The following is a 22969-nucleotide window of genomic DNA, read 5'->3' as shown; positions in this document are numbered from 1 at the left end:
AAATGTAAAAAATTATGAATTTTCAAGCGCTTTAGTCCATCTGAAAAAAATGCAATCTGGAAGATTTTAATAGCCTAATTACGGCAGGCTTGGTACATAATTTCTAAAAGTTTCTCAATGACGGATGATCAGTTTGGATATCGCAGTAATTGGTAGTGGCATGGCCGGACTGGCTACAGCCAGAATTCTTAAGGATGCAGGACATCACATCACTATTTTTGAAGCGCTGCAAGGGCGCGGCATGGACAGTCACAGCCTCGAGTTTGAAGGTGGATTGGTCGATGCTCCTTTGCGTGTGATGAATCCGTACTTGTGGAAAAATACGCTAAGTCTTGCGACTCATCTGGGGATCAAGACCTATCCGGTACGCACTTATATGGCGTGCAGCTGGTTATTTGAGGATCGGACTGAAACCTGGCTGACAACTTCGCGTAGCCGGATTGGTAACTTTCCGATTATCAATAACCGTAAAGGCCTTCAGCAGTATGGCTGGCGTCTGGTTAAAGGCTTATTACAACTGAAAACAGCGTTGAACAAATTCTTTAAATCTAAGAATCAGGATATCAGCCTGGCAGAATTTATTAATCGCAATGATATTGAAGAAGTATTCTGGCATGGTGCGGTAATGCCGGTACTGTATACCATCTGTACCTGTAACCCGAAAACAATTGGTGAATGGCCAGCCAAGCCCTTATTGATTTTCCTGCGTCAGCTGACAGATGGCGATGCATTATTGCGTATGCAGGGCGGTACACCAGCCTTGGTGGATAAACTGATTGAAGGCATCGACATTGTCAGTGGTGCAGCAACTACGCTGGTACAACAGCAGGGTGATCAGGTCCGTGTAGAAAATGCGGCGGGTTATTCCAAGTTATTTGACCGTGTCATCGTTGCTACACCCACCAACAAGATCGAGGAATTTCTTGATAAAGACCAGTTTGCAACAGATATTGAATTATTGAAAAAATTCCAGTTTGAGCAGGGGCAATTGGTGATTCATACTGATACCAGCGTGATGCCGCCGAAACGTAAAGACTGGGCAGTACTAAGCTATATGATGGACCGCAAGTTTACCCGTCAGCAGTTCACGGTATGGCTCAATGCGGTTGAACCAACATTAGTGGGTAAATCTCCGGTATTCCAGACCTGGCGCCCGGTGACTGATATCGATCCGAAGAAAGTTATTTCTTCTGTGACACTGACCCGCGCAGTGGTTGATGCGCATACTGTAGCCTTGAACAAGGAATTACAGCAACGTCATCTGGATCAGGGCCGTAAGGTATTCTATTGTGGTTCATGGTCATGTGATGGCTTGCCAATTCTGGAATCTGCAGTTACTTCAGCGATGAAGATTGCAGAAATCTTTGGTGCACCATTGCCATTCGAGGGATTAAAACCGAATATTGAGGTTGCACCACAACTCGGTTATTAAGCATGAAACTGTTCCAGGCCTTTCGGCAGCGTCTACCCGAGCATAAATATGCTATCAATGCAGCATTGCTTGGAGATACTTCGCTATTGCCCTGGAGCAATCTTGGTTACTGGCAGATAGGGCAGCAAGACTATGTTGCTGCTTGTCAGGCTTTGGCTGATCATCTGGCTGCAACTATTCATTTAAATTCAAAAGATAAATTACTGGATCTTGGCTGCGGCCAGGGTGCCAGTTTGCTGCATTGGCAGCAGCACTATCAGGTGCAATACCTAGCAGGCGTAGAGCTACAGAAAACTTGTGTTACCAAGATTCAGCAGCATTTACCTGAACTGAATGCAATTTATCATGCTTCTTTTCTTCGACTAAAAGATATCCATTTCCCACATAAATTTGACGCTGTGCTGTGTCTGGATGCGGCTTATCACAATAGCGTACCAAGCTTGCTGGAACAGATAGTCCCAGTTTTGAATTCAAAAGCGCGAATCGGTTTTCATCATCTAGTTTTGTCTGAGCGCTGGAAAACTTTAAATTCATTTCAAAAGCGTAAATACCAGCTTTTGCTGAAATCAGCAGATGTCAATTTAAGTGATTTGATGCCGCTCGGTACGCTATATGAATGTCTGGATCAGTTTGAATTCACAGATGTTCAGGTTGAAGATCTGTCAGAATCAGTATTTGCCGGTTTTGCCAGGTATGTACAGCAGGATTTAAATTCAAAAAAAATGGTTCAGTCTGTGAAGACGTCCAGACTAGATGAATTTAAAATTCAGATGACCGCAAAAATATGCCGAAAGCTTTTTGAAGAAGGTGTGGTGCGGTATGTGCAGATCAGCGCGAAAGCAAAGCACTAGAACAGTGCCTGAAAAGATCAAGCCCGAAGAAAATGCAGACTCCAGAAACATCAAAGCCTCACTAAAAAAGCGAGGCTAAGAAAATGGTGCCGGCACACGGATTCGAACTGTGGACCTACTGATTACAAGTCAGTTGCTCTACCAACTGAGCTATGCCGGCGTTGTGGTGTGCATTCTACAGATTTTTTGGGGTGATGCAAGCCAAAAAATAACCGTTTAAATGCTTTGGTGAAATTTTAAGTTTGATTGAATTCTGCATGATACGAAAAGCTGCAAAACTTGAAATACATCAGCTGGCTTCATGAAAATCGCCCACATGCGAAAGTGTGGGCGAGGGTGGAAAATTTAAACTGGTTTCAGAGATGAATAAAAACTAGGTTTATCGGCTTTTTAGGATACGGTCCAGATCCTGAGCACATTCCTCCAAGGTAAAGGCCATATCAAACTGCATTTGAGGTTTGAGTTCTTGAGCGAGGCTTCTCCACTGTTCGATGAGTCTGAGGGCTTTTTGAATCTTGTGTTTGTTGACGTCTTTGGCAATGGTCGGAGTGTAACCGCCACGTTTAGCATTTTTGATCTGTTTGGCATAGTTTGCGCTGTTATTCATGTTCGCTCCCGAATAGCAGTGTGTCTATCTTTTAGCTTTTAGTTTGAATCAAGATCAATGGCGTGGTTGGTTAGATCTACTGGTTTTTGTTCTCCTTTTATGTGCCCGCTAAGAGCAACATAACATAGCGATGATGACAATAAAATTAAGCTATTTTTATGCCAAGTTAGAATTCAGTAACTGAATTTTTTGTATAACTTTCATGAAGTATATATAGGGAAAAGAGGGCAATTCATTTGTTCATTAATCAAAAGGCAAGCATTAGCAAACGACATTGTCCTTCTTCTTATAAAAATCCAGTGCCAGCTTCAGATCCTGTGCTAACTGTTCTTTTGTGTTTTCTGGCGCAATTTTTATAAAGGCAGGTACATATTCTTTGAAATACACCTCAGGATAATCTTCGCATATGATTTTCTTGCGAAGTTCCATAGGCGTAGCCGGGTTATCTAACTGGTCCAGAAAACCACTGATTTTCTGATCCGCCTGTTCAAACTGAATGACATCTACAGAGTTTTTATCTGTCGACATTGCGGCTTCTGCCTGCTCAGGCTGCTTTTGGCAACCAGCAATAACAAACATAACGAGCAGGGTGGTAAAGGTTAGTTTTTTCATCGTCTTTTCTAGTTGTTATCCGGGGCTGAATAATAAGAGTATAAGAGAATTCACCACTGTATAAGAACTGATTTTTTTAAATAAAAAAAATACCTCCATCATAAGGAAGGAGGTATTAAATTGGAAAAGAAACTACAGCAAGCTTCTGATTACACATTTTATATTAGATCACTTTTCAAACAATTGGCAGAATATTACAAGCTTGATAGTGATTCATAAAATTAAAATTACCGTAACTTCTAAAAATGGAATCTAGCCGAAGTACTTAATGAATTTTCCTTTATTAAGCCATAAAAATTAAAGAATCTGATTAAATATTTTTTCTTTTATAGAAGCTAAAAAATGAAGGCGTTAAGGAATAGCCAATAGTGAAATTGCAGCATGATATTTAATTATAGACAACAAAAAAGGCTTAAACCCTTTAGATTTAAGCCTTTATTTACTGCTAAAGATTGCAGTTCCGTAAAATATGGCGGTGAGAGAGGGATTCGAACCCTCGATACGCTATAAACGTATACACACTTTCCAGGCGTGCTCCTTCAGCCACTCGGACACCTCACCATGGCGGTGGATGATATAGAAAAAAAACCAGTCTGCCAAGCTTGAAACAATTGATTTGCAGAAAAAGTTTAGAGGCAGTGCTATGATTCGCAAAAATGCTTTCTAAAACGAAGACAATATATGCAAAGTACTGCACAAAAAGCAGCTTTACCAGTCATTACGCTGGCTGCGCTTGGGGTCGTTTTTGGTGATATTGGTACCAGTCCTCTTTATGCACTGCGCCAATGTTTCCTGACCTCGCATCTTGCCATCAGCGAAGCCTCGGTACTGGGCATTCTCTCCCTGATCTTCTGGTGCATCATGCTGACGGTGAGTTTTAAATACGTCACTATCATCATGCGTGCTGACAACAATGGTGAGGGCGGCATCATGTCACTGCTGGCCCTCAACCTGCGAACCACACTAATCTCGGATAAGAAAAAGATTTACCTGATTGCTTTAGGCTTTATTGGTGCTTCATTGTTCTTTGGTGACGGGATTATCACACCTGCGATTTCTGTACTCTCTGCCATTGAAGGATTGAGTATTGCTACGCCGGTGTTTAATAAATGGCTGGAGCCTTTATCCATCGGCATCATTGCCGGCCTGTTTTTGGTACAACGTCATGGCACCGGGACCATGGGTAAATTTTTTGGTCCACTGACTTTACTGTGGTTCCTGTCGATTGGTGGCTTTGGTCTATGGAGTATCATCCAGACACCGATGGTCCTGCATATGATCAACCCTTATTGGGCTTATCATTTTGTGGTGGATCAACCCTATGTGGCTTTCCTGACCATGGGCGCAGTGATTCTGACCATGACCGGAGGTGAAGCGATTTATGCAGATATGGGACATTTTGGTCGCCTGCCAATTCGTCTGGCCTGGTTCATTATTGTCTTGCCATGTCTGTTACTCAATTATGCAGGGCAGGGTGCGCTTCTGCTACGTAGTCCAGAAGCTTTGGCTAATCCATTCTATATGCTGCTGCCGGAATGGAGCCTGTATCCAATGATTGGTCTGGCAACGGCTGCTGCGGTCATTGCCTCACAAGCCGTGATTACCGGGGTATTCTCGATGGTCAATCAGGCAATTCAGCTACGTTATTTACCACGTTTGAGCGTGAAACACACTTCAGCTGAAGAACGTGGCCAGATTTATCTGCCATTTATTAACTGGATGCTGTTTATTTCGGTCGTGATTCTGATTTTGTTATTTGAGAACAGTGCGAGACTTGCCAGCGCCTATGGGGTGGCAGTAACCATGACCATGCTCTGTGGCACGATCTTGATCTCCATTTTAGCTTATGGTTTCTGGCGCTGGCCAATCTGGAAAGTAGTATTATTCGCGGCTCCTTTTCTGGCGCTCGATCTGATTTTTGTCGCATCCACTTCACTGAAAATCTATTCCGGTGGCTGGGTGCCAATCATGCTGGGTGCCGTACTGTTTACGATACTCATGACCTGGAAAGATGGCCGCGAACTGTTACTCAAACGTATGCAGCAAAATACCTTGCCAATTGAGCTATTTATCAAGAGTGTTTCTACCGGTGGCGGGACTCAGTTTGTGCCGGGTGATGCCATTTTCCTGACCGGAACTCCGGATGTCGTACCACATGCCATGCTGCATAACATCAAGCATAACAAGGTACTGCATCAACGTAATATCATGGTTACGGTGATTACCCGGGATATTCCCTTTGTGGGAGAGGAAGATCGGGTAGAAGTTGAAAAGCTGAATGAGCATTTTTACCGGATTTATGCCTATTTTGGTTTCAAGGATCAGCCTGATATTCCACGGGCGGTCAAGCAAGCCTACACGGAATGGGGCTTTGATTATGATCTGATGCAGATCAGTTTCTTTATCTCTCGTGACCGGGTGATTCATGCAATCGGAGAAGGCATGTCACCATGGCGTGAAAAACTGTTTATTTCAATGCAACGTAATACCAGTCCGGTGAGTGATTTCTATCAGATTCCAACTAACCGGGTGGTGGAACTTGGTAGCCAGATCGAAATCTAGCAACAATATTTAAAATGAAAAAAACCAGAGTTTAGCTCTGGTTTTTTAATATCTGTTTCAGACTTGTTATGGAGTAGTTACACCTGGAGCAGTAGAGCCTGCTGGTGTCATTGGGGAATCTTGCTGCATCTCAGGCAGAGTACGTGGATCGTTGGGTTGCTGCATGCCTGGAGTTGCATCTTGTCGCATCATGGCAGGATCTTGAGAATGGCGCATCATACCCGGAGCCTGAGACATGCCCGGCTGACCAGATTGCATGCCAGACGACGGATTACTTTGCATAGCAGGTGCCTGACTTGGCTGCACTAAACGAATCTGACCAGAATTGACCAGATTTTCCAGAGAAGCATTCTGACCGTTTACAGTGGTGCTAATTCGTGCCTTGGACAGGCTTTCTAATGTTTCGCCCGGCTGTACCCGTGGTTCAGCCAATGCACTGAGGCTCATTACACTGGTAAATACACCTAGAGCCAGTAATTTTGAATAATGAGTTTTGCAAGTATGGGAGTTTTTCTTCAGCGATAACATCACAATGCTCCTTCGTATATTTCTTCGAGGAATTAGAGGTTCTTACAATTGCATAATTAAAGAGTGGGCAGCAAGGAAAGCTACACAAATGGGTTGAAATCTAGTCCAAGTATTCGTAAAAAACAGACAGGCTGTTACATACTTAATGGATGTTTATTTACATATTGCTTATTTGTTAATCGATTAGAAAAGTCGTGATATACATGGCTTACAGGGCTTGTTAAGCTCGGCAACACCCGCTGTAGATGTTCTAAAGTAGCTGTAATCATGGCCAAGAAGCAACGTACCAAAAAAAATCCTGTCTTTCAGTTCCTTAACGAAAATACTGTAAAAATTATCCTGGGTGTGGTGGCATCGGGTAGTTTTGCGATTGCCTTTGGTCAAGAAAAAATCAGCCAGTGGGTATCGCTGTCTTCACCATCAAATTCTGCCTGTCTGGATCAGTTTTACCGGGATGTGCCACCTTACTTAATGAAGGATAGCTTAAAAAAGAACAGCTATGCACTGTGCTTTAACGGCTTTAATGTCATGTACTCTGGTGTCTCCAAAACACCATTATGGGTGGCAGAACTATTGACGCCATCTCGCCTGAGTCAAAAGATTCCGCGTGAAGACAGCTTCCATGAGGAAGAACGTGTCAGTTCGGCGCATCGCGCAACTCTGGCAGATTACCGCGGTACTGGCTATGACCGTGGACATATGGCACCAAATGCCGATATGCCAACCAAGCAGGCACAGTTTGACAGTTTCTCCTTAGCCAATATGGTACCGCAAGCCCCGAAGAACAATCAGCAGGCGTGGCGTGAACTGGAAGAAGCCACTCGTGCGGTGGTGACCAAACAGAAACAGGATGTCTATGTGGTTACGGGGCCGGTTTATAGCGCGAAAAAGCTGGAGACGATTGGCAAAGGTGTAATCGTACCGAATGCGACCTATAAAGCGGTATATATGCCGAAAACTGGTGCAGCCGGGGTGTATTATGTGGATAACAACCTGAAAAATCCGGCACCAAAAGTCCAGATCATCAGCGTCTGTGCCCTAGAGGAACTGGTTAATATCAACATCTTCCCGCAACTGACTGAAGAACAGAAACGTAATACTTATAAGCTGCCTTTGAAAGCCAGCGAGGTGAAGGCCAATAAGCCAATCACCTATGCAAACTGGGATGCAGAAAGCCAGTGCGCCGAAGATGTATCCAAAAGTGACCTGGAAGCATTACAAGAGGAATTCAAACGTTCTGGTGGCAGTCGTACGTCTGTGAGCGGGAATACTTCAACATCTGAGGGCTCCACTAGTGACGCAGCAGGCAATAATGATCCGCAAGGTGCATTGATCAAGCAGTTGCTGGAAGCAGTGCTACAGTTCATTTTACAGCTTTTGAAATAATTCTGTTGTGCCAGACAGGATTCAGGTAGCATAAATCTGTCCGGTACAATTAAAAAACAACAAGGAAGCGACAGAAGAAAATGTTTAAACCTTATGAAAACGGCACCGAATCACATGCGATTCATGACCTGACCATTGAAAATGATGTGGACTGTGTCAGCCTCTATGGAAACTTGCAGTTAACCAAGGATCAGGCCGGACTGAAAGCAGCCAAGGCCTTGCAGGCGCTACTCAATGATGTGGTACAGCAACTGGAAAATACCCCGGATCTGCCTGACAAGATCCAGCGTGATGACGCTCAGGAAATTGATAATCCATTTTTATAATGGGTCATTTTTTAAAATTTCATGACTCTTCCATGCGAAACAGAAAAAGCTCAGGATTAATATGAGCTTTTTTTATTCAGGTTTAAAAGTTTATTTCTCTTGAATTATTTTTATTATTTTTACTCAAAAATCTAAATTTGATATTGGGTATTGAGATTGGCCTGCATCGGGTAATCTAAAAATTTCTCCTATGTTTTGTTTTTCAGATAATCTGAGCGCCACTGTTGCGGCGTCTGACGGGTCCACTGCTTAAAGGCACGCTGGAAGGCACTTTGTTCTGAATAACCCAATAACAGGGAAATCTCGTGCAGGCTTAGATTTTCATCGGTCAAATATTGCTGGGCTAGCATAAAACGGATTTCCTGCATTCGCTGCTGATAGGTCTTGCCCTGTTTTTGCAAATGACGCTGTAACTGCCGAACCGACCAGTGTAACTGACGGGCAATATGCTCAATCTGAAACATGTTTTTTTGCAGTCCGGTCAGGATCGCCTGCTGAATCCGATGATCTATCTGTGAAGTATTCGGCAGTTTTTCCAATAAGGCTTCTGCCTGTTGTTTTAACAGCTTCTGTAGCGTCTGGTCACCTTGACGTAATGGTTTTGCCAGTTCAGAAACATGCATAAAAATCACACTCTTTGGCTGATCAAAACGGACCTTGCAACGGAAGTACTGTTCATACAGATTGAGATACTTGTTGGTCGGCTGACGGAAATGAACTTCATGTAAGTGAATATCATCGGTAGCCATCAGCGAACGTACAAATTTCAGCATCAATGCCATGGCGACTTCATCTGTCAATTGAGTCGCCAGATTTAGAGGAACATCGACCCAGGCAATTGACAGGTAGTCATTTTCGACACGGACTTCTAAAGGACTGCCGTCATAGACCAGACGATGATAGTCATGATAGCGCATCATGGCTTCGCTCAAGGTTTCACAGGACAGCGCCAGATAGGCAATAATGCCGAGATGTCGGGGTTGTACGAAATTAGCAATTTCCAGGCCTAAGGCAGGAGTCTGCAACTTTTGCTGTAATTGCATGAGCAACTCACGCCAGATGACAAATTCAAAGCGTTCAACGTCCTGTATAGCGAGTAGTTTTTCTGGAATGGGGAGTTGTTTGGATAGATAGAACTCCAGCAACAAATGTCCCAGACCTCCATAAACCGTGCCTGCATCGTCCTGTATGCTGTGCATTTTTTAATTCTTTTTTGTCGTGTTTTGTCAATCATATTGAATTTTTTGGTCAATATCTAGCCTTTTAGCTCACCTATAGTAAATAAAAAGGAGGGACAGACAATGCTAAAAGGTTTTCTGGCAGGACTGGTAATTGCCAATGGTTTTGAATGGTTTGCGCATAAATATATTCTGCATGGTATACCTCGCAAAGGTCAGGCTCGCTACAGTCCAGTACCGCAGAGCATGCGTTCACACTGGGAGCATCATCGGGAGGTGCGTAAGACGGCATTCTCTGATCATGGCTATGTAGAAGGCTGGCAGAACTGGCGTACCCGTAATGAAATTGGATCTCTGGTTGTTGTTGCCAGTGTATTTGGTCTGGCCTTTTATCCGGTTTCAAAAGGAATGTCGCTCGCAGTGCTTTATAGTGCCTGCAATTATTATTATGTGCATCGTCGGGCACATCTGGAACCAGAATGGGCCAAGCGAAAAATTCCCTGGCATTATGACCATCATATGAATAGTAATCAGGATGCCAACTGGTGTGTGACCCGACCATGGTTCGACTACGTTATGGGGACACGGGTGATTTCATCGCCTGAATTACAGGAACAAAATCCACTCGGCATCTATCTACCCAAAACGGTTTCTCAAGCCCTGAGCAGCAGTATTCAGCAGATCTTTCCAGCCAAATGGATTGAGAAAAATAGAGCCTTAAATCCTTAAAAGAAACCTAGAAGTTTTAGATAAGGAAATAAAATGCATTTGCACGCTATTTTTGTCGTGATTTGTCAATAAATCCTGCTTAAATTGTCAATATTCGGGGTGTTTTTTGACCTATATTTACACCTGTCAGCGATATAGCCTAACGCTGACAGGTTGTTATGAATACTTGAGTTATGGTTAGATTTTACTGGTTATGTTGACACCAAGCGCTGTAGTCTATTCTTGGTTTTATAAGGAGTCGCAAGACTCCTTTTTTTTTGTCCATAATTCATGTGCTCAAATTTTCAAGTCATAAAAAAGGCATGATTAACATGCCTTTTTCAGATCTTGTCTCTAAAAAGAATTAAAGACGCATTTCAATGCCTTGCGCTGCCAGATAGGCTTTTGCTTCTGGAATGGTATGCTGGCCGAAGTGGAAGATTGAGGCTGCAAGTACAGCATCTGCGCCTCCTTTTAAAATCCCGTCCGCCAGATGTTGCAGGTTGCCGACACCACCAGAAGCAATTGTTGGAATGTTAACGCGGTCATTAATGGTACGCATGAGTGCCAGGTCATAGCCCGCTTTAGTACCATCAGCATCCATTGAGGTCACTAACAGTTCACCGGCGCCGTAGTCCGCCATTTTCACGGCCCATTCAATCGCATCAATACCTGTTTCCTTGCGGCCACCGTGAGTAAAGATTTCCCATTTATTCTCGCCGGTTTTCTTGGCATCAATAGCCACCACGATACATTGTGCACCAAAACGCTGAGAAGCCTCCTGGACGAATTCAGGATTATAAATAGCTGCTGAGTTGATGCTGACTTTATCCGCGCCAGCATTTAACAGTAAACGGATATCTTCAACTTTACGGACACCACCACCTACAGTTAACGGTACGAATACAGATTCGGCCATACGCTCTACAGTACGATAAGTCGTGTCACGTCCATGATGTGTAGCGGTAATATCAAGGAAAGTAATTTCATCGGCACCTTGTTCATTATAGCGACGCGCCACTTCGACCGGGTCGCCCGCATCACGAATATCAAGGAACTGAACACCCTTGACCACACGACCATTATCAACGTCGAGGCAAGGAATAATACGTTTAGCTAGCATAAATTTTTCCAATTATTACAGCCGATTATGAAACTCACCCACGCAAGCGCTACACCTTGGCAGATGGAAACGGTATTCTAGCAAAAATATGTAAGTTTTTTCGCAGGTTTTCTATGTCGGTTTATACCACTTTGACTTTAAAGGAAGTTCAGGATTTTGCAGCGCCTTATGGTCTCAAAGCGATTGATCTGATTCCCATTCAAGGAGGTATCCAGAACACCAACTACTTTCTGGTCTGTGAAGACCAGCAATATGTATTGACTGTGTTCGAGGACATGGATGAACAGGCTGCTGGTGAACTGGTTCCCGTACTTAAGCATCTGGGACAGGCAGGGGTGGCTGTGCCCGTCCCATTATCGCATTCAGGCAAGGCCATTCATAGCATCAAGGGTAAGCCAGCCCAGATCGCGCCACGGATGCTAGGCGAACATCCTATGCCAGCGACTAAGGCTCAGGCCGAAGCCATTGCCATTGCGCAGGCAAAAATGCATGTAGCACTAAAAGATTTTAAACTGGAACGCGAATTCGTACGTGATCATGCCTACTGGTATGCCGTGGCGCAGGAAATCAAGCCAACCCTGAATGCTGCTGATAATGTCCTGTTGGGTAAGTTGCTCGGCCTGTATGAGGCATTGACAGCCGTTTATACTGATCGCCCACGTGGCTTTATTCACTCAGATCTGTTCCGTGACAATACCCTGTTTGAGGGAGATCAGCTCAATGGCATTCTGGATTTTTATGAATTGAATAAAGATGAGCTGCTGTTTGATATTGCCATTACCTTAAATGACTTCTGCACAGATTATCCCGCAGTGACCTTGAATGAAGAACGTGCGGTTGCTTTTCTAAAGGCTTATGAAAGTATCCGTCCCTTGACTGAGGATGAAAAAGCCTGTCTGCAGCTTTACCTGGCGATGGCAGCCGGTCGTTTCTGGATGATGCGTTTACAAGTGGCACAGAAAAATGCGGCTCAAGGCCGTACCGGAAACGATATTCTGCAAAAGAATCCGGAAGAAATGCGTAATATGTTGATCGAACGACTTAAGTTTGTTACCGCTTAACCAACAGGAACAACAATATGCGTGATCAAGGGCGTTTGGTGGAATGGTTTGATGAAAAAGGCTATGGATTTATTCAGCCGAATGATGCCGGCAAGGAACGTGTGTTCCTGCACATTAAGGACTTTGCGCGCCCTGGTCCGCGCCCGATTGTTGGTTGTGCCTTGGATTATGCCGTGATTCTGGATGATCAGGGCCGTTATCGTGCTCAGCAGGTGACTTATCTCAAAGCTGCCCAGATCAAGGCGTTGACGGCTAAACAGAAAACAGTCATAAAGAATAAAAAAGAAAAATTGCAGCCGATGCAAATCCTCTGTGTGGGATATATTCTGGCGCTTGTGGTACTCAGTTTCAGTGGCCTGTTGAGCGGGATGGTAGTGTTGCTGATCAGCCTGATGAATGTATTGAGTTACTGGCTCTACGCCCAAGACAAGGAAGCAGCCCAACTCGGTAATCGCCGTATTCCTGAAAATGCGCTACATCTGGTGGCTTTTCTTGGAGGTTGGCCGGCAGCTTGGCTGGCCCAACAAAAACTGAGACATAAAACACAAAAACAACCATTCCGTCAGATTTATTTTTGTACCATAGCCTTTAACATCATTTTGATTCTATGGCTTATTTCCCCTTTAAACGGCTTAAATATTTAAGGGAAATTGATAAAAAGGAGAGGGTATGAACTATTCGATTGACAAGGACCCTAACCGCACACTGACTCTTATTCTATATATTCTTTATATTGTGGCGATCTTTACCGGTGGCCTGCTTGCTGTCATTGCGCTGGTAATTAACTATGTGAAACGCAGTTCGGTTCGCGGCACAATTTTCGAGAGCCATTTTACCTGGCAGATCCGCACCTTCTGGTGGTATCTGTTCTGGAATATCGTTGCCTTTGTTCCATTTTTCTTCCTGTTCTTTACCGGTGAAGATCCGGATCTGTTTGCAGGTGTAGCATTTGGTGCCACCACTTTCTGCCTGATTGTGATTGGCTTGGCCTGGATCTGGATTGTGTATCGTGCAATTCGCGGGATTATGCGTTTGAATGATAATCTGCCGATGTATCAAGCTTCATAACAAACTTAGTGACAATGAAAGAGCAGTTTTAACTGCTCTTTTTTTTTATTTCTTTGGATTGGGATACTAAAAAATGCACCAATATCTTGCATACACAGAACATTTGAGTACACCTTTTAATAATAGAAATAAGTTTTTCACATATAAACTTTACTTTTTTAAAAAATTAAAATTACATTTTTAATATTAATAGTTTACTTTTTTATTTTTATTAATTTATGTTTTTAATATATAAAATTTACTTTTTTAATAAAATAGATTTACATTAATGTACAGTTATTTATTTAAATAATCGGAATGGAATATTAAATTTTTATTTACGATTTTATTTAGCTATAAAAACGTCCACGACGACGACGTAAACCTAAGATATGAATAGCACGGACTAAAACTGCATAAGAAACTGAATAGCCAAAACGTTGTTCGAAAAGTGGAACCAAATCACTTATATTTTTAAATTTCGTATTTTTTACAAATACTTGAAACTCATTCCAGTCTTTGATGTGGCTCGGTGCACCACGGTTTTTTGCCGGTTTTGGAACTAAGTCACCTGTTTCTTCTTCAAGTCGAATCCATGCATCCAAAGTTACTCTAGAGATGCCAAATTCTTTACACACTGCCACTTTGTAATCAGTCTTTTTATACATTTGAAGTGCTGCTTTTTTAGTTTCTAAACTGTACTTTGCCATTTATGACTCCAAAATTTTAATTTCTCTTTTTTTTATTATATGGCATGGAGGTTGCAAAAGAAAAAATAACGAAAATAAATAAATTTTAGGTGACATGCATGGAAAAAGTGCAAAGTTCGTTTAAAAAAATGTCCTTATGGCAAGTGGTCATTATTGGGGTGGCATACATGACCCCAATGGTCGTTTTTGATACATTTGGCATCGTGTCAGGTATCACAGATGGGCGTGTACCATTGGCATATCTATTGGCCTTGTTTGCCATGTTATTAACGGCATTTAGCTATGCGCGCTTTGCCCGCCAAACAGAGAAATCAGGTTCGGCCTATACCTATACAGCAGAATCGTGTGGGACCAATGCCGGTTTCTTTGTGGGTTGGTGTGCGCTGATGGATTATATTTTATTGCCTTTGGTGAATGCCTTATTGGCAGGAATCTATCTTGAGGCAATTATGCCAAGTGTGCCGTATTGGGCTTGGGTCTGTGTCTTTACTGCGCTAGTCACACTGATTAACTGTTTCCGTATTAACATCTTAGCCAATTTAAGCATTATTTTTGTGGCAGCTCCATTGCTTCTGATGTTGGTATTTATTTACCTTGTAGTCAGAGGTATTGGTTCCGAACAAGGCTATGAACATGTACTAACACTTACACCATTATTTAATGGCGATAGCAGTGTTTTCCCTTTAGTCGCAGGTGCAGCCATTCTCTGTTTCTCATTCTTAGGCTTCGATGCAGTTACGACAATGTCGCATGAAACCAAAGAACCCAAGAAAAACATTCCTCGTGCAGTCTTACTCACAACTTTAACAGGCGGTGTGATTTTCTTCTCAGCCTCTTGGTTTATCCAATTGTATTTCCCAAGTAATGTGCGTTTTAACAACCCTGATGAAGCACTGCCTGAAATTGTGTTGTACGTGGGTGGGGCACTGTTCCAAGCGATTTTCTTGGTGGCGCAAATTATGAATACCTTTGCCTCAGGTTTGGCAACGCATGCCAGCGCATCACGCTTAATTCATATTATGGGTCGTGATGGTATTTTCCATAAAGGCACTTTTGGGCAAGTGCATGCCAAACTCGGTACACCCATGTATGCCGTACTTACGATTGGTTTAATTTCATTGATGGCGATCGTACTCGACCTTGCAACAGTGGTCAGCATGGTGAGTTTTGGTGCTTTGATTGCCTTTACTGCGGTGAATTTTTCAGTCTTTATGAAATTCTATGTGAAAGATGGTCAACGTCATGGCCTAAAACATATCTTCTTAAATGCGGTTCTACCATGGTTGTCTGTCTTGGTGATGATGGGGCTGTGGTTCAACCTTGAACGTGTGGCACTGATCTGTGGCTGTGTTTGGTTAGCCCTTGGTGTGTTGCTGTTTACTTATAAACGTCTGCGTAAGCAAAATATTGTGATTAGTAGTGCCTATTAAAAAATCGAAATGTTAAATATGTCGAAAATGAAAGAAATGAAGCGAGTAAATCAAATGAATAAGCCAAAATTTGTTGAAGATGTTGAATTCAGAGCCAGTATCAATGCGCAAAGTGGAAAAGAGTGGAATTGGCTCAATCCAAAGCATGGTCAGTTCGATCATCCCTCTAATTACTATGAAAGTTCACTTGAAATTGGCTATGGATTTCCTGCATTAAATGCGGATATCGAATGTGATGTAGCCGTGATTGGTGGGGGCTTACTCGGTGCATCAACTGCATTACATTTGGCTGAAAAAGGTGTCGACACTGTTTTGGTGGAGAAAAACCGTATTGGCGGCGCAGCGTCAGGTCGTAATGGTGGACAACTCACACCAGGGCTTGCACGTTGGGAAGCTGCTGAAATGATCGAGCATTTTAGTTATGAAGATGCCAAAAAACTGTGGCACTTTACTTCAACCGAAGCGATGACATTGATCGATCAAATTGCGGATCGTTATGATTTAGAACTGCAACGTAAACGTGGGCATATTACTGCTGCTGTGCATGAAGGGCATTTGGTTGGCTTAACGCAAGGTGCAGATGCACGTAAGTATTTGGGTGAAGACCATACCCAAATTGTTGGTGAACATGAGCTCAAACAATATATCGCATCTGAAAATTATTGCGGTGGTTTAATTGACTCTCTTGGTGGTCATATTCATCCGTTGGCATTGAATCGTGGCTTGATTTATGGCTTTTGCCAACATGGTGGACAGGTCTTTGAGCAGACCGAAGTCACCTCTATTGAAGAACGTGAAGATGGAATTTATGTGACCACGCCATCAGGTGTGATTAAAGCGCGTAAAAGTGTAGTGATGGGGGTACATCATGCATCGTTTAAATTATTGCAAAAGAACAATCAAACCACGATTCCGTTTTATACCTACGTGTGTACCACAGCGCCACTAGAAGTCGATTTAAAAGAGTTACTACCAACAGACGCGCCTGTGTATGACACGCAATTCCAAATTGATTATTACCGTGGGGTATCGAAAAACCGTTTACTGTTTGGCGGTGAGGGCACAGGTTCATGTTGGAGTCCTGAAAAAACCCATCAATATTTATTGGGTCGGATCAAGCATGTATTCCCACAACTAAAAAGTGTTGAGCTAGATTTTGTTTGGAGCGGAACTACTGATCTGACCATGAATGGCGCAGCCGACAGCCGTAAGTTTGGTGATAAATTTCCAATCTATGCAGTACAAGGTTGGAGTGGTCATGGCGTGGCGCAAACTGTACGTATTGGTAAAGCGATTGCGGATGACTTCTGTGGCAAAGCCGATGACTTTAATATGTTAACCAGTATCCAGCATCAAGATATCCTGTTTGGTCGAGTACTTGCACCAGTGGTAATTCCAATGGCGAAAATGGCTTATGGCTTAGGTACCTTGGTCAATCCGGGCAAAATGGTATCTTTCTAAAATTCAATATAAATATAAAAAATTCCCCCTTTTTTAAGGGGGGATCTAGGGGAATTCATAAAGGGTTAGGGGGAGGGAAAAATTAAGAAAGATCTTCCTTCAATTCTTCCCTTTTTTCTGTTCTTAAAAACTTCGGTTTCCATTCACTGGCAATTACACCCAGTACCACCATTAATCCGCCCAATAAAGCCAGAGCGGGTAAACGTTCTCCAGCGAGTCGGCCAAACAGACTGGCCCAGATCGGCTCACCTGCATAGATAATGGCAGCCTGAGAAGGATCAACCATTTCCTGTGCCCAGTTCATGACGAGTTGAATCACTGCGCTGGCTATACCGAGGCCAACTAAAATGATGGCAAGGTGAGGATGGAACTCAGGTAGCTGAGGTTCGCCGAGCATTGCTGCCATAATAAAGCAGAACAGTGATGCGAAAATCAGCTGCAACACGGTCACGCGGCGCGTATTTACCTTCGGTGCAAAGTAACTGATAAAGATGATTTCAAGTGCAATTGCAATCGAACCTAAAATTGTCAGTAGTTGTCCAAAACTCAGTTGAATCGCACCAAAGCCATTTCCTGTTAAGAAGACCAGACCTAAAAAGGCAAGGGCTGCCCCAATCCATGTCATGACATGTGGTTTTTTACGAAACAGCAGCCATAGCAAGATAGGCACGAGTGGAACATATAATGCGGTTAAAAAGGCTGACTCACTACTGCTAATCGTTTGTAGTCCAACTGTTTGCGTGCCATAGCCCAGTGCAATGAGCAATCCGATGACCGCACCAGCAAAAACTTCAAAAGCGGTCATGCCTTTGAGATATTTCCAGGAAATGAGTGTTACGGCAATAGCAGCAGCCATAAAGCGCAAGGCTACAAAAAGCACGGGACTGGCAAAGGTCAGTCCGTATTTCACCACCACAAAGGTTGTACCCCAAATGATGGTAATTAAAATCAGAGAAAGCTGAGGGAGCTTCGCTTTCCATATTGAGGATTCAGAGGATAAGGTAGACATGGGAGATCAGTATTCAGGTAAAAACAAAAAGAGGCCCGAAGACCTCTTTTACAGCAACATCAATCTTTCAGATTAAGCGTCTAAAACCGCTTGTGCTTCACGAAGATTTAAAGTGCCTTCATAGATCGCACGACCAGTAATTGCGCCAAGAATGCCTGGTTGGCCTTTTAAGCCGTGAACATCATCGATATTAGTGACACCACCAGACGCAATCACTGGAAGACCTGAGTAAGTTGCCAGGTTCACAGTTTGCTCAATGTTTACACCCTGCATCATGCCGTCACGTGCGATGTCGGTATAGACAATACTGGACACGCCTGCATCGGCGAAACGTTTAGCCAGATCAGTCGCTTTCACATCAGTCACATTGGCCCAACCATCCGTTGCGACCATGCCATTCATGGCATCAATACCAACAATGATATGACCAGCGAACTGTTTACAGGCTTCTTCAACAAACTCAGGCTCTTTCACTGCTTTTGTACCAATGATTACATAAGACACACCTGCATCTAGATAATGCTCAATGGTTTCCAGTGAACGGATACCACCACCGATTTGAATCGGTAAGTTTGGTTGTGCTTTAGCAATCGCTTCTACGACTGGCTTATGAATCGGGGTACCTGCAAAAGCACCGTTCAGATCAACCAGATGGAGACGACGCGCACCTTCATTTACCCAATGCTGCGCAGTAGCCACTGGATCATCAGAAAATACAGTATCGTCTTCCATACGACCTTGTTTTAAACGGACACATTTGCCATCTTTCAGGTCAATTGCAGGGATGATCAGCATGCTTTCGCTCCTGGCCTAATCGTCGATTGAATTTGAATGGCTGCCATCTTAACAAATAAACGGCGGATTTCTAAATCTAAATACTGAATCTCGCATATGAAAAAAACCTGTCATGGACAGGTTGGAGTGAGTGAGTACAGCTCATTGTTATTTTTATATCTGATCAGGCTGATCATTCAGCATGGATGAAATTCAATTAAACATATGCGAGTTGAAGTTCCAGATCCAGTGGACCTACTTTACCAAGCTGAGTACCCAGGTCATAAAGACCGTCATTGACTGCACCTGCTGTGGCGCCTACCGTTGTGACGATACCGCCAATAACTGGCAGATCCGCTGCAGTATCAGTAATCGGGGCAAGGTCATCCAGCAGTGCATCGACAGTGCCTGAGACATCTTGCAGGACACCGCCCACACTCGCTACCGGATTACTGAGTACATCATTCACCAGATCTAGTGGCTGAATGCCAGCAACATAATCACCCGTTTTTGAAACCAGTCCACTCAGGTTAGAAGTAGTCTGCCCGACTGATGCAACCACATCACCGATGACTGGCAAAGAAAGCAGTGGAGCAGTCAGCGGCGCCGTAGTATCTAAAACGCTATCTAAGATATCAGAGACGCCATCTAAAGTTTGACCGACCAGGTCTGTAGTTCCATTTAGCAGTGTGTCTATACCACCAGATAAATCTCCCTGTAATAGCTGGTCTGATACGGCATGCACGCTTTGACTCACATCTGCTAAAAGTCCTGTACTGGTATCCAAGACAGTTTTTAGCGTATCGCCAACTACAGGTAATTGTGTCAGTGCGTCCGTCAAAGGTGCCGTCAGAGTACTGACTGTTTCAACCACTTCATCAACTAAGGTAATAACCGCCTTAGTCAGGAAGCCTACAGCTTTGCTAATACCTTGCACTGCCAATGTGAATACCCCATTGAACTTACCGCCGCCCAATAAACTTGCCATGATTTTTACCCTCTAGAAATTTGAACTACTTAACGATGGAGAATTGTTATGCACATCATGTTTTAGCAAAAATCTGCCAAATTTATAGAGCCTAGAACCATAATTTTGATCATAAGTCAGGAAAATGTTATGGAAAATTCATGTTTATCAAAGGATTGATATTAATTTTATATTTTGTGAAAAAATGTAATTAAAAACAATGATTTATATTGGTTATTTTGGTGCTTCTAAAAGATGAGTAGTGTTATTTTTGTGCATTTTTATTGTTTAGCTTAATGTTCGATTAAAAGAATAGTAAAAAAGTTGAGTAGTTTACTCAGGTTTTTAGAAAAGTGATTATTCATTTGCTAAATTTTGGTGCGTTATATGGTTTACATAATCTTACAATCGATCAGCGCTTAATTTCTCAAGTATTAGTGTTAATAAATATCCAGAAGCAATGATTATTTTCTTTAGGAAAGTTTCAATTCTCGGCTTAGGAGTTTCCGTTGCCAAAGTTCTTCTAGAATCAAAATGCAGGCATAAGCATCCGCAGCCGCGTATTCAATTTGAGCCTGACTGAGTTTCCGTGCTGCCCAGTTAGAGGTACTGATCTTTTTGGACTTTGGGAAATTGACCTGGAACAGGAGTGCCATCGCATTTCTGACCCCAACAGCCTGTTTGAACCCAAAACTGCCAAAGCATTTGGAGAGTTCCAGTACCCCATTTAATTCAATACCTTTTTTACGGAACAGATGTTTGTCATTTTTTAAGCCAAAGCCAGCTTTCATCTGATTGGGATTGGCAAATATCGGCTGTAAAAAATGCCATAGTTCCGTATTCATTTGAAATAAATACGCCCTTTCTCGGGTAGCTAACTGAATCAAATGCGGTCCTGTAGACTGTTCACCGGCTTTAAATATGGGCTTGGATTCTGAGTCAAAGCCAAAGACTTGTACCTGTTCAAGTTCTTCACGTATTACTTCTGCCTGTTGAAGATTCTGAATTACAATAATTTTTTCAAAGGAGATATTTTGAAATCTTGGAAGTGTGGCGATATCTTCTTTGGTGGGTAAAATTGGAGAATGAAGGGCATCCATGACGAGTCTGTGTGGGTCCGTGTATGAAGATGCAGCTTAAGACTTTTTAAATTCAGTCTAAAGCGCTTTTAAGGAATTTTTTTTAAATCAAGATGAAAAGCCAGACTTATTTTTAGATCTGGCTTTTGAATTGAGTTGACTGGATTAAACTTATTGCTGTTGCAAATTTGCCTGTTTTGCACGATTGACATAGTCCTGATAAGACGGAACCGCCATGGCCGCTGCAATCCCCAAAACAATCAGCAGAATATAAAGAATCGCCAGTACATTTTCCCAGCCACGTGTGGTACGGGGGTGGCCAAACTGGTTGCTGTCACGGTTACCCGGAGCAAACAGGGCATACAAGGCAAATAAAATATTGGCGATAGGTACCAGCATCAGCAAAGACAGCCAGCCGCTATGATTTCGGTCATGCAGGCGACGAATTAAAAAGATGATACTGAAATAAATTACTGCAATATAAATTAATCCCATGACTACCAGTGATAGCATAGGCAAGGAGCCATCTGGACTCAGAAATGGATTTGCGCCTGGTAGAATGACAGCAGCTAAAATACCGACAAGCATTAAACAAAAGCCCATTAGCATATTCCAGGCCAGATATGAACGACGCCCAAAACGTCCCCCTGCATTTAAAGCAGAATCATTTAAATTACTCATTGTTATTTCCTTGTTTTTATCATTAAGATTTTTATAAGTAAATGAATGATATAGTAATTTATTAAAAAATAAAAGATTAAATATTGAGCAATAAAAAACCCGCTTTAAGCGGGTTTTTTAAGCATGGAGAGGATTAGATATTCCATTCCACGAAGTTTTTCAGCAGTTGTAAACCTGCGGTATGGCTTTTTTCCGGGTGGAACTGGGTCGCAAACAGATTTTCTTTATGCAGTGCCGTACAGAATTCCAGTCCATAGTTGCATGTCGCAGCCACGATGCTTGGATCTTTTGGCTCTACATAGAAGCTGTGTACGAAATAAAAACGTGCATCCTGTTCAATATCTTTCCACATTGGATGACCTGGATCAGCCTGATGCACCTGATTCCAGCCCATATGCGGTACTTTTAAACCTTCCACATCCGGGAAGCGTTTCACTTCGCCTTCAAAAATACCCAGTGCATCTGCACCGCCATTTTCTTCAGAACGTTGCATCAGCGCCTGCATACCGACACAAATTGCCAGTACCGGCTTATTGAACACCGCATGACGTACCACATCATCAATACCCGCTTCATGCATACCGTGCATACAGTCACGCATTGCGCCTACACCCGGGAAAACAATCTTGTCTGCCTGAGCAATCAGCTTGGGATCATTGGTCACATCTACTTTAGCACCGACATGTTCTAATGCTTTGGCAGCGGAGTGAAGATTTCCCATGCCATAGTCAAGAAGGGCAATACGGGTCATTACAGGGTACCTTTGGTTGAAGCAACAGTATTGGCAGCACGTGGATCAACTTCACATGCCATACGCAATGCACGGGCAAACGCCTTAAATACGCTTTCAATCTGATGGTGACTGTTTTTACCTTTTAGGTTGTCAATATGTAAAGTCATCAGCGAGTGATTTACAAAGCCCTGGAAGAATTCAGAGAACAGGTCTACATCAAAACGGCCAATCATGGCACGGGTAAATGGAATATCCATAAACAGACCCGGACGACCAGACAGATCAACCACGACACGGCTCAAAGACTCATCAAGCGGGGCATAGAAGTGACCATAACGGCGTAAACCTTTCTTGTCACCCAATGCTTGTGCAAAGGCTTGACCCAGGGTAATACCACAGTCTTCTACAGTATGGTGATCGTCAATTTCCAGGTCGCCGTCACAATGAATATCAATATCAAACAGACCATGTCGCTTGATTTGATCAATCATATGATCTAAAAATGGAATACCAGTATTTAAAGTGCCTTGACCAGACCCATCGAGATTCAAGCGAACTCGAATTTTGGTTTCGTTGGTATTTCTTACCACTTCACTGATACGATCTGTCATAGACACGTTCCTCAAATACGTCAAAATGATTGATGTAGAAAATATTTTCGCCGTGACGACGTCACCGCATATTAGATTGCTCAGGAGGGTTTA

At 42.9% G+C, this 22969-nt stretch carries 24 protein-coding genes and 2 tRNA genes; 11 read left to right on the top strand and 15 right to left on the bottom strand.

Annotation, left to right across the window (positions count from 1 at the left end; all coding sequences use genetic code 11):
* The first annotated feature begins 124 nt into the window (after positions 1-124).
* Positions 125-1432 carry an FAD-dependent oxidoreductase gene (locus tag F955_RS02465; RefSeq protein ID WP_004813661.1) on the top strand — a complete coding sequence of 436 codons (1308 nt, stop codon included), beginning with the start codon at positions 125-127 and terminating at the stop codon, positions 1430-1432.
* Positions 1433-1434: 2 nt separating this feature from the next.
* Positions 1435-2283, top strand: coding sequence for an SAM-dependent methyltransferase (locus F955_RS02460; RefSeq protein ID WP_004813659.1), 849 nt, complete (start codon positions 1435-1437; stop codon positions 2281-2283).
* A gap of 84 nt (positions 2284-2367) precedes the next feature.
* On the opposite strand, the gene F955_RS02455 is transcribed toward F955_RS02460, so the two are convergent.
* The 4 genes from F955_RS02455 to F955_RS02440 all read right to left on the bottom strand — a co-directional run bounded on the left by F955_RS02455 (position 2368) and on the right by F955_RS02440 (position 4063).
* Positions 2368-2443, bottom strand: a tRNA-Thr gene (locus F955_RS02455).
* Between the two features lie 219 nt (positions 2444-2662).
* Positions 2663-2890 (bottom strand): hypothetical protein, encoded by a 228-nt coding sequence (locus F955_RS02450; RefSeq protein WP_004813658.1) that lies wholly within the window; start codon positions 2888-2890, stop codon positions 2663-2665.
* 261 nt (positions 2891-3151) lie between these two features.
* The gene (locus F955_RS02445; RefSeq protein ID WP_004813657.1) at positions 3152-3502 is read right to left on the bottom strand and encodes a hypothetical protein; all 351 of its coding nucleotides are present in this window, start codon (positions 3500-3502) and stop codon (positions 3152-3154) included.
* A 470-nt stretch (positions 3503-3972) separates the two neighbouring features.
* Positions 3973-4063, bottom strand: a tRNA-Ser gene (locus F955_RS02440).
* Between the two features lie 120 nt (positions 4064-4183).
* Between F955_RS02440 and F955_RS02435 the strand changes: the two genes are divergently transcribed.
* Positions 4184-6064 carry a potassium transporter Kup gene (locus F955_RS02435; protein WP_004813656.1) on the top strand — a complete coding sequence of 627 codons (1881 nt, stop codon included), beginning with the start codon at positions 4184-4186 and terminating at the stop codon, positions 6062-6064.
* Positions 6065-6130: 66 nt separating this feature from the next.
* On the opposite strand, the gene F955_RS02430 is transcribed toward F955_RS02435, so the two are convergent.
* Entirely contained in the window at positions 6131-6592 is a 462-nt protein-coding gene (locus F955_RS02430) for a hypothetical protein (RefSeq protein ID WP_004890677.1), read from the bottom strand.
* 267 nt (positions 6593-6859) lie between these two features.
* Here F955_RS02430 and F955_RS02425 point away from each other — a divergent pair, with 267 nt between their 5' ends.
* Positions 6860-7978 (top strand): DNA/RNA non-specific endonuclease, encoded by a 1119-nt coding sequence (locus F955_RS02425; RefSeq protein WP_004890674.1) that lies wholly within the window; start codon positions 6860-6862, stop codon positions 7976-7978.
* Between the two features lie 80 nt (positions 7979-8058).
* Positions 8059-8304: a hypothetical protein gene (locus F955_RS02420; RefSeq protein ID WP_004813651.1), complete on the top strand. Its 246-nt coding sequence runs from the start codon at positions 8059-8061 to the stop codon at positions 8302-8304.
* A 188-nt stretch (positions 8305-8492) separates the two neighbouring features.
* On the opposite strand, the gene F955_RS02415 is transcribed toward F955_RS02420, so the two are convergent.
* Positions 8493-9503, bottom strand: a complete 1011-nt coding sequence (locus F955_RS02415; RefSeq protein WP_004813650.1) for an AraC family transcriptional regulator — start codon at positions 9501-9503, stop codon at positions 8493-8495.
* A gap of 102 nt (positions 9504-9605) precedes the next feature.
* Between F955_RS02415 and F955_RS02410 the strand changes: the two genes are divergently transcribed.
* Entirely contained in the window at positions 9606-10211 is a 606-nt protein-coding gene (locus F955_RS02410) for a sterol desaturase family protein (protein WP_004813649.1), read from the top strand.
* A 343-nt stretch (positions 10212-10554) separates the two neighbouring features.
* Here F955_RS02410 and hisF read toward each other — a convergent pair whose 3' ends face one another.
* The gene (gene hisF / locus F955_RS02405; protein WP_004813648.1) at positions 10555-11313 is read right to left on the bottom strand and encodes an imidazole glycerol phosphate synthase subunit HisF; all 759 of its coding nucleotides are present in this window, start codon (positions 11311-11313) and stop codon (positions 10555-10557) included.
* A gap of 113 nt (positions 11314-11426) precedes the next feature.
* On the opposite strand from hisF, the gene F955_RS02400 reads away from it, so the two are divergent.
* Genes F955_RS02400 through F955_RS02390 form a run of 3 tightly spaced genes read left to right on the top strand, consistent with a single transcriptional unit; the run spans position 11427 to position 13442 of the window.
* The gene (locus F955_RS02400; RefSeq protein WP_004813647.1) at positions 11427-12374 is read left to right on the top strand and encodes a homoserine kinase; all 948 of its coding nucleotides are present in this window, start codon (positions 11427-11429) and stop codon (positions 12372-12374) included.
* A gap of 17 nt (positions 12375-12391) precedes the next feature.
* The gene (locus F955_RS02395) at positions 12392-13018 is read left to right on the top strand and encodes a DUF1294 domain-containing protein (RefSeq protein ID WP_004813646.1); all 627 of its coding nucleotides are present in this window, start codon (positions 12392-12394) and stop codon (positions 13016-13018) included.
* A gap of 25 nt (positions 13019-13043) precedes the next feature.
* Positions 13044-13442 carry a DUF4870 family protein gene (locus F955_RS02390; protein WP_004890669.1) on the top strand — a complete coding sequence of 133 codons (399 nt, stop codon included), beginning with the start codon at positions 13044-13046 and terminating at the stop codon, positions 13440-13442.
* 329 nt (positions 13443-13771) lie between these two features.
* Here the strand turns inward: F955_RS02390 and F955_RS02385 are convergent, their stop codons facing one another.
* Positions 13772-14131 (bottom strand): helix-turn-helix domain-containing protein, encoded by a 360-nt coding sequence (locus F955_RS02385; protein ID WP_004890667.1) that lies wholly within the window; start codon positions 14129-14131, stop codon positions 13772-13774.
* Positions 14132-14229: 98 nt separating this feature from the next.
* On the opposite strand from F955_RS02385, the gene F955_RS02380 reads away from it, so the two are divergent.
* Both F955_RS02380 and F955_RS02375 read left to right on the top strand, forming a co-directional pair.
* Positions 14230-15561: an APC family permease gene (locus F955_RS02380; RefSeq protein WP_004890665.1), complete on the top strand. Its 1332-nt coding sequence runs from the start codon at positions 14230-14232 to the stop codon at positions 15559-15561.
* A 54-nt stretch (positions 15562-15615) separates the two neighbouring features.
* A complete protein-coding gene (locus F955_RS02375; RefSeq protein ID WP_004890663.1) occupies positions 15616-17022 on the top strand; it encodes an NAD(P)/FAD-dependent oxidoreductase in 1407 nt (468 codons plus the stop codon).
* 82 nt (positions 17023-17104) lie between these two features.
* Here the strand turns inward: F955_RS02375 and F955_RS02370 are convergent, their stop codons facing one another.
* The 7 genes from F955_RS02370 to hisB all read right to left on the bottom strand — a co-directional run bounded on the left by F955_RS02370 (position 17105) and on the right by hisB (position 22876).
* Positions 17105-18031, bottom strand: a complete 927-nt coding sequence (locus tag F955_RS02370; protein ID WP_004890662.1) for a DMT family transporter — start codon at positions 18029-18031, stop codon at positions 17105-17107.
* A 72-nt stretch (positions 18032-18103) separates the two neighbouring features.
* Complete coding sequence (gene hisA / locus F955_RS02365) at positions 18104-18826, bottom strand: 1-(5-phosphoribosyl)-5-[(5-phosphoribosylamino)methylideneamino]imidazole-4-carboxamide isomerase (RefSeq protein ID WP_004890660.1); 723 nt, start codon at positions 18824-18826, stop codon at positions 18104-18106.
* Between the two features lie 196 nt (positions 18827-19022).
* Positions 19023-19793: a hypothetical protein gene (locus tag F955_RS02360; RefSeq protein WP_004890657.1), complete on the bottom strand. Its 771-nt coding sequence runs from the start codon at positions 19791-19793 to the stop codon at positions 19023-19025.
* Between the two features lie 452 nt (positions 19794-20245).
* Positions 20246-20872: a 3'-5' exonuclease gene (locus F955_RS02355; RefSeq protein ID WP_004890654.1), complete on the bottom strand. Its 627-nt coding sequence runs from the start codon at positions 20870-20872 to the stop codon at positions 20246-20248.
* Positions 20873-21022: 150 nt separating this feature from the next.
* On the bottom strand, positions 21023-21532 hold the full coding sequence (locus F955_RS02350) for a DUF805 domain-containing protein (protein ID WP_004890652.1): 510 nt from the start codon (positions 21530-21532) through the stop codon (positions 21023-21025).
* A gap of 133 nt (positions 21533-21665) precedes the next feature.
* Complete coding sequence (hisH, locus tag F955_RS02345) at positions 21666-22283, bottom strand: imidazole glycerol phosphate synthase subunit HisH (protein WP_004890649.1); 618 nt, start codon at positions 22281-22283, stop codon at positions 21666-21668.
* Positions 22283-22876 (bottom strand): imidazoleglycerol-phosphate dehydratase HisB, encoded by a 594-nt coding sequence (gene hisB / locus F955_RS02340; protein WP_004813636.1) that lies wholly within the window; start codon positions 22874-22876, stop codon positions 22283-22285. The genes hisH and hisB overlap by 1 nt, the downstream gene beginning before the upstream one ends.
* Between the last annotated feature and the right edge of the window lie 93 nt (positions 22877-22969).

This window comes from Acinetobacter schindleri CIP 107287, from assembly GCF_000368625.1.
In the GTDB taxonomy this organism is placed as follows: Bacteria; Pseudomonadota; Gammaproteobacteria; order Pseudomonadales; family Moraxellaceae; genus Acinetobacter; species Acinetobacter schindleri.
The sequence above is the reverse complement of the archived record's forward strand: the minus strand, read 5'-3'. Positions and strand labels throughout refer to the sequence as shown.

Bases quoted from the DNA above. Each gene is read 5' to 3' on its own strand.
- F955_RS02415 (WP_004813650.1), bottom strand. From the start codon at position 9,503: ATGCACAGCATACAGGACGATGCAGGCACGGTTTATGGAGGTCTGGGA.
- F955_RS02465 (WP_004813661.1), top strand. From the start codon at position 125: ATGATCAGTTTGGATATCGCAGTAATTGGTAGTGGCATGGCCGGACTG.
- hisB (WP_004813636.1), bottom strand. From the start codon at position 22,876: ATGACAGATCGTATCAGTGAAGTGGTAAGAAATACCAACGAAACCAAA.
- F955_RS02385 (WP_004890667.1), bottom strand. From the start codon at position 14,131: ATGGCAAAGTACAGTTTAGAAACTAAAAAAGCAGCACTTCAAATGTAT.
- F955_RS02420 (WP_004813651.1), top strand. From the start codon at position 8,059: ATGTTTAAACCTTATGAAAACGGCACCGAATCACATGCGATTCATGAC.
- F955_RS02375 (WP_004890663.1), top strand. From the start codon at position 15,616: ATGAATAAGCCAAAATTTGTTGAAGATGTTGAATTCAGAGCCAGTATC.
- F955_RS02350 (WP_004890652.1), bottom strand. From the start codon at position 21,532: ATGAGTAATTTAAATGATTCTGCTTTAAATGCAGGGGGACGTTTTGGG.
- F955_RS02460 (WP_004813659.1), top strand. From the start codon at position 1,435: ATGAAACTGTTCCAGGCCTTTCGGCAGCGTCTACCCGAGCATAAATAT.
- hisA (WP_004890660.1), bottom strand. From the start codon at position 18,826: ATGCTGATCATCCCTGCAATTGACCTGAAAGATGGCAAATGTGTCCGT.
- F955_RS02445 (WP_004813657.1), bottom strand. From the start codon at position 3,502: ATGAAAAAACTAACCTTTACCACCCTGCTCGTTATGTTTGTTATTGCT.
- F955_RS02360 (WP_004890657.1), bottom strand. From the start codon at position 19,793: ATGGCAAGTTTATTGGGCGGCGGTAAGTTCAATGGGGTATTCACATTG.
- F955_RS02390 (WP_004890669.1), top strand. From the start codon at position 13,044: ATGAACTATTCGATTGACAAGGACCCTAACCGCACACTGACTCTTATT.
- F955_RS02395 (WP_004813646.1), top strand. From the start codon at position 12,392: ATGCGTGATCAAGGGCGTTTGGTGGAATGGTTTGATGAAAAAGGCTAT.
- F955_RS02400 (WP_004813647.1), top strand. From the start codon at position 11,427: ATGTCGGTTTATACCACTTTGACTTTAAAGGAAGTTCAGGATTTTGCA.
- F955_RS02450 (WP_004813658.1), bottom strand. From the start codon at position 2,890: ATGAATAACAGCGCAAACTATGCCAAACAGATCAAAAATGCTAAACGT.
- hisH (WP_004890649.1), bottom strand. From the start codon at position 22,283: ATGACCCGTATTGCCCTTCTTGACTATGGCATGGGAAATCTTCACTCC.
- F955_RS02355 (WP_004890654.1), bottom strand. From the start codon at position 20,872: ATGGATGCCCTTCATTCTCCAATTTTACCCACCAAAGAAGATATCGCC.
- F955_RS02435 (WP_004813656.1), top strand. From the start codon at position 4,184: ATGCAAAGTACTGCACAAAAAGCAGCTTTACCAGTCATTACGCTGGCT.
- F955_RS02380 (WP_004890665.1), top strand. From the start codon at position 14,230: ATGGAAAAAGTGCAAAGTTCGTTTAAAAAAATGTCCTTATGGCAAGTG.
- F955_RS02370 (WP_004890662.1), bottom strand. From the start codon at position 18,031: ATGTCTACCTTATCCTCTGAATCCTCAATATGGAAAGCGAAGCTCCCT.
- F955_RS02430 (WP_004890677.1), bottom strand. From the start codon at position 6,592: ATGTTATCGCTGAAGAAAAACTCCCATACTTGCAAAACTCATTATTCA.
- F955_RS02425 (WP_004890674.1), top strand. From the start codon at position 6,860: ATGGCCAAGAAGCAACGTACCAAAAAAAATCCTGTCTTTCAGTTCCTT.
- hisF (WP_004813648.1), bottom strand. From the start codon at position 11,313: ATGCTAGCTAAACGTATTATTCCTTGCCTCGACGTTGATAATGGTCGT.
- F955_RS02410 (WP_004813649.1), top strand. From the start codon at position 9,606: ATGCTAAAAGGTTTTCTGGCAGGACTGGTAATTGCCAATGGTTTTGAA.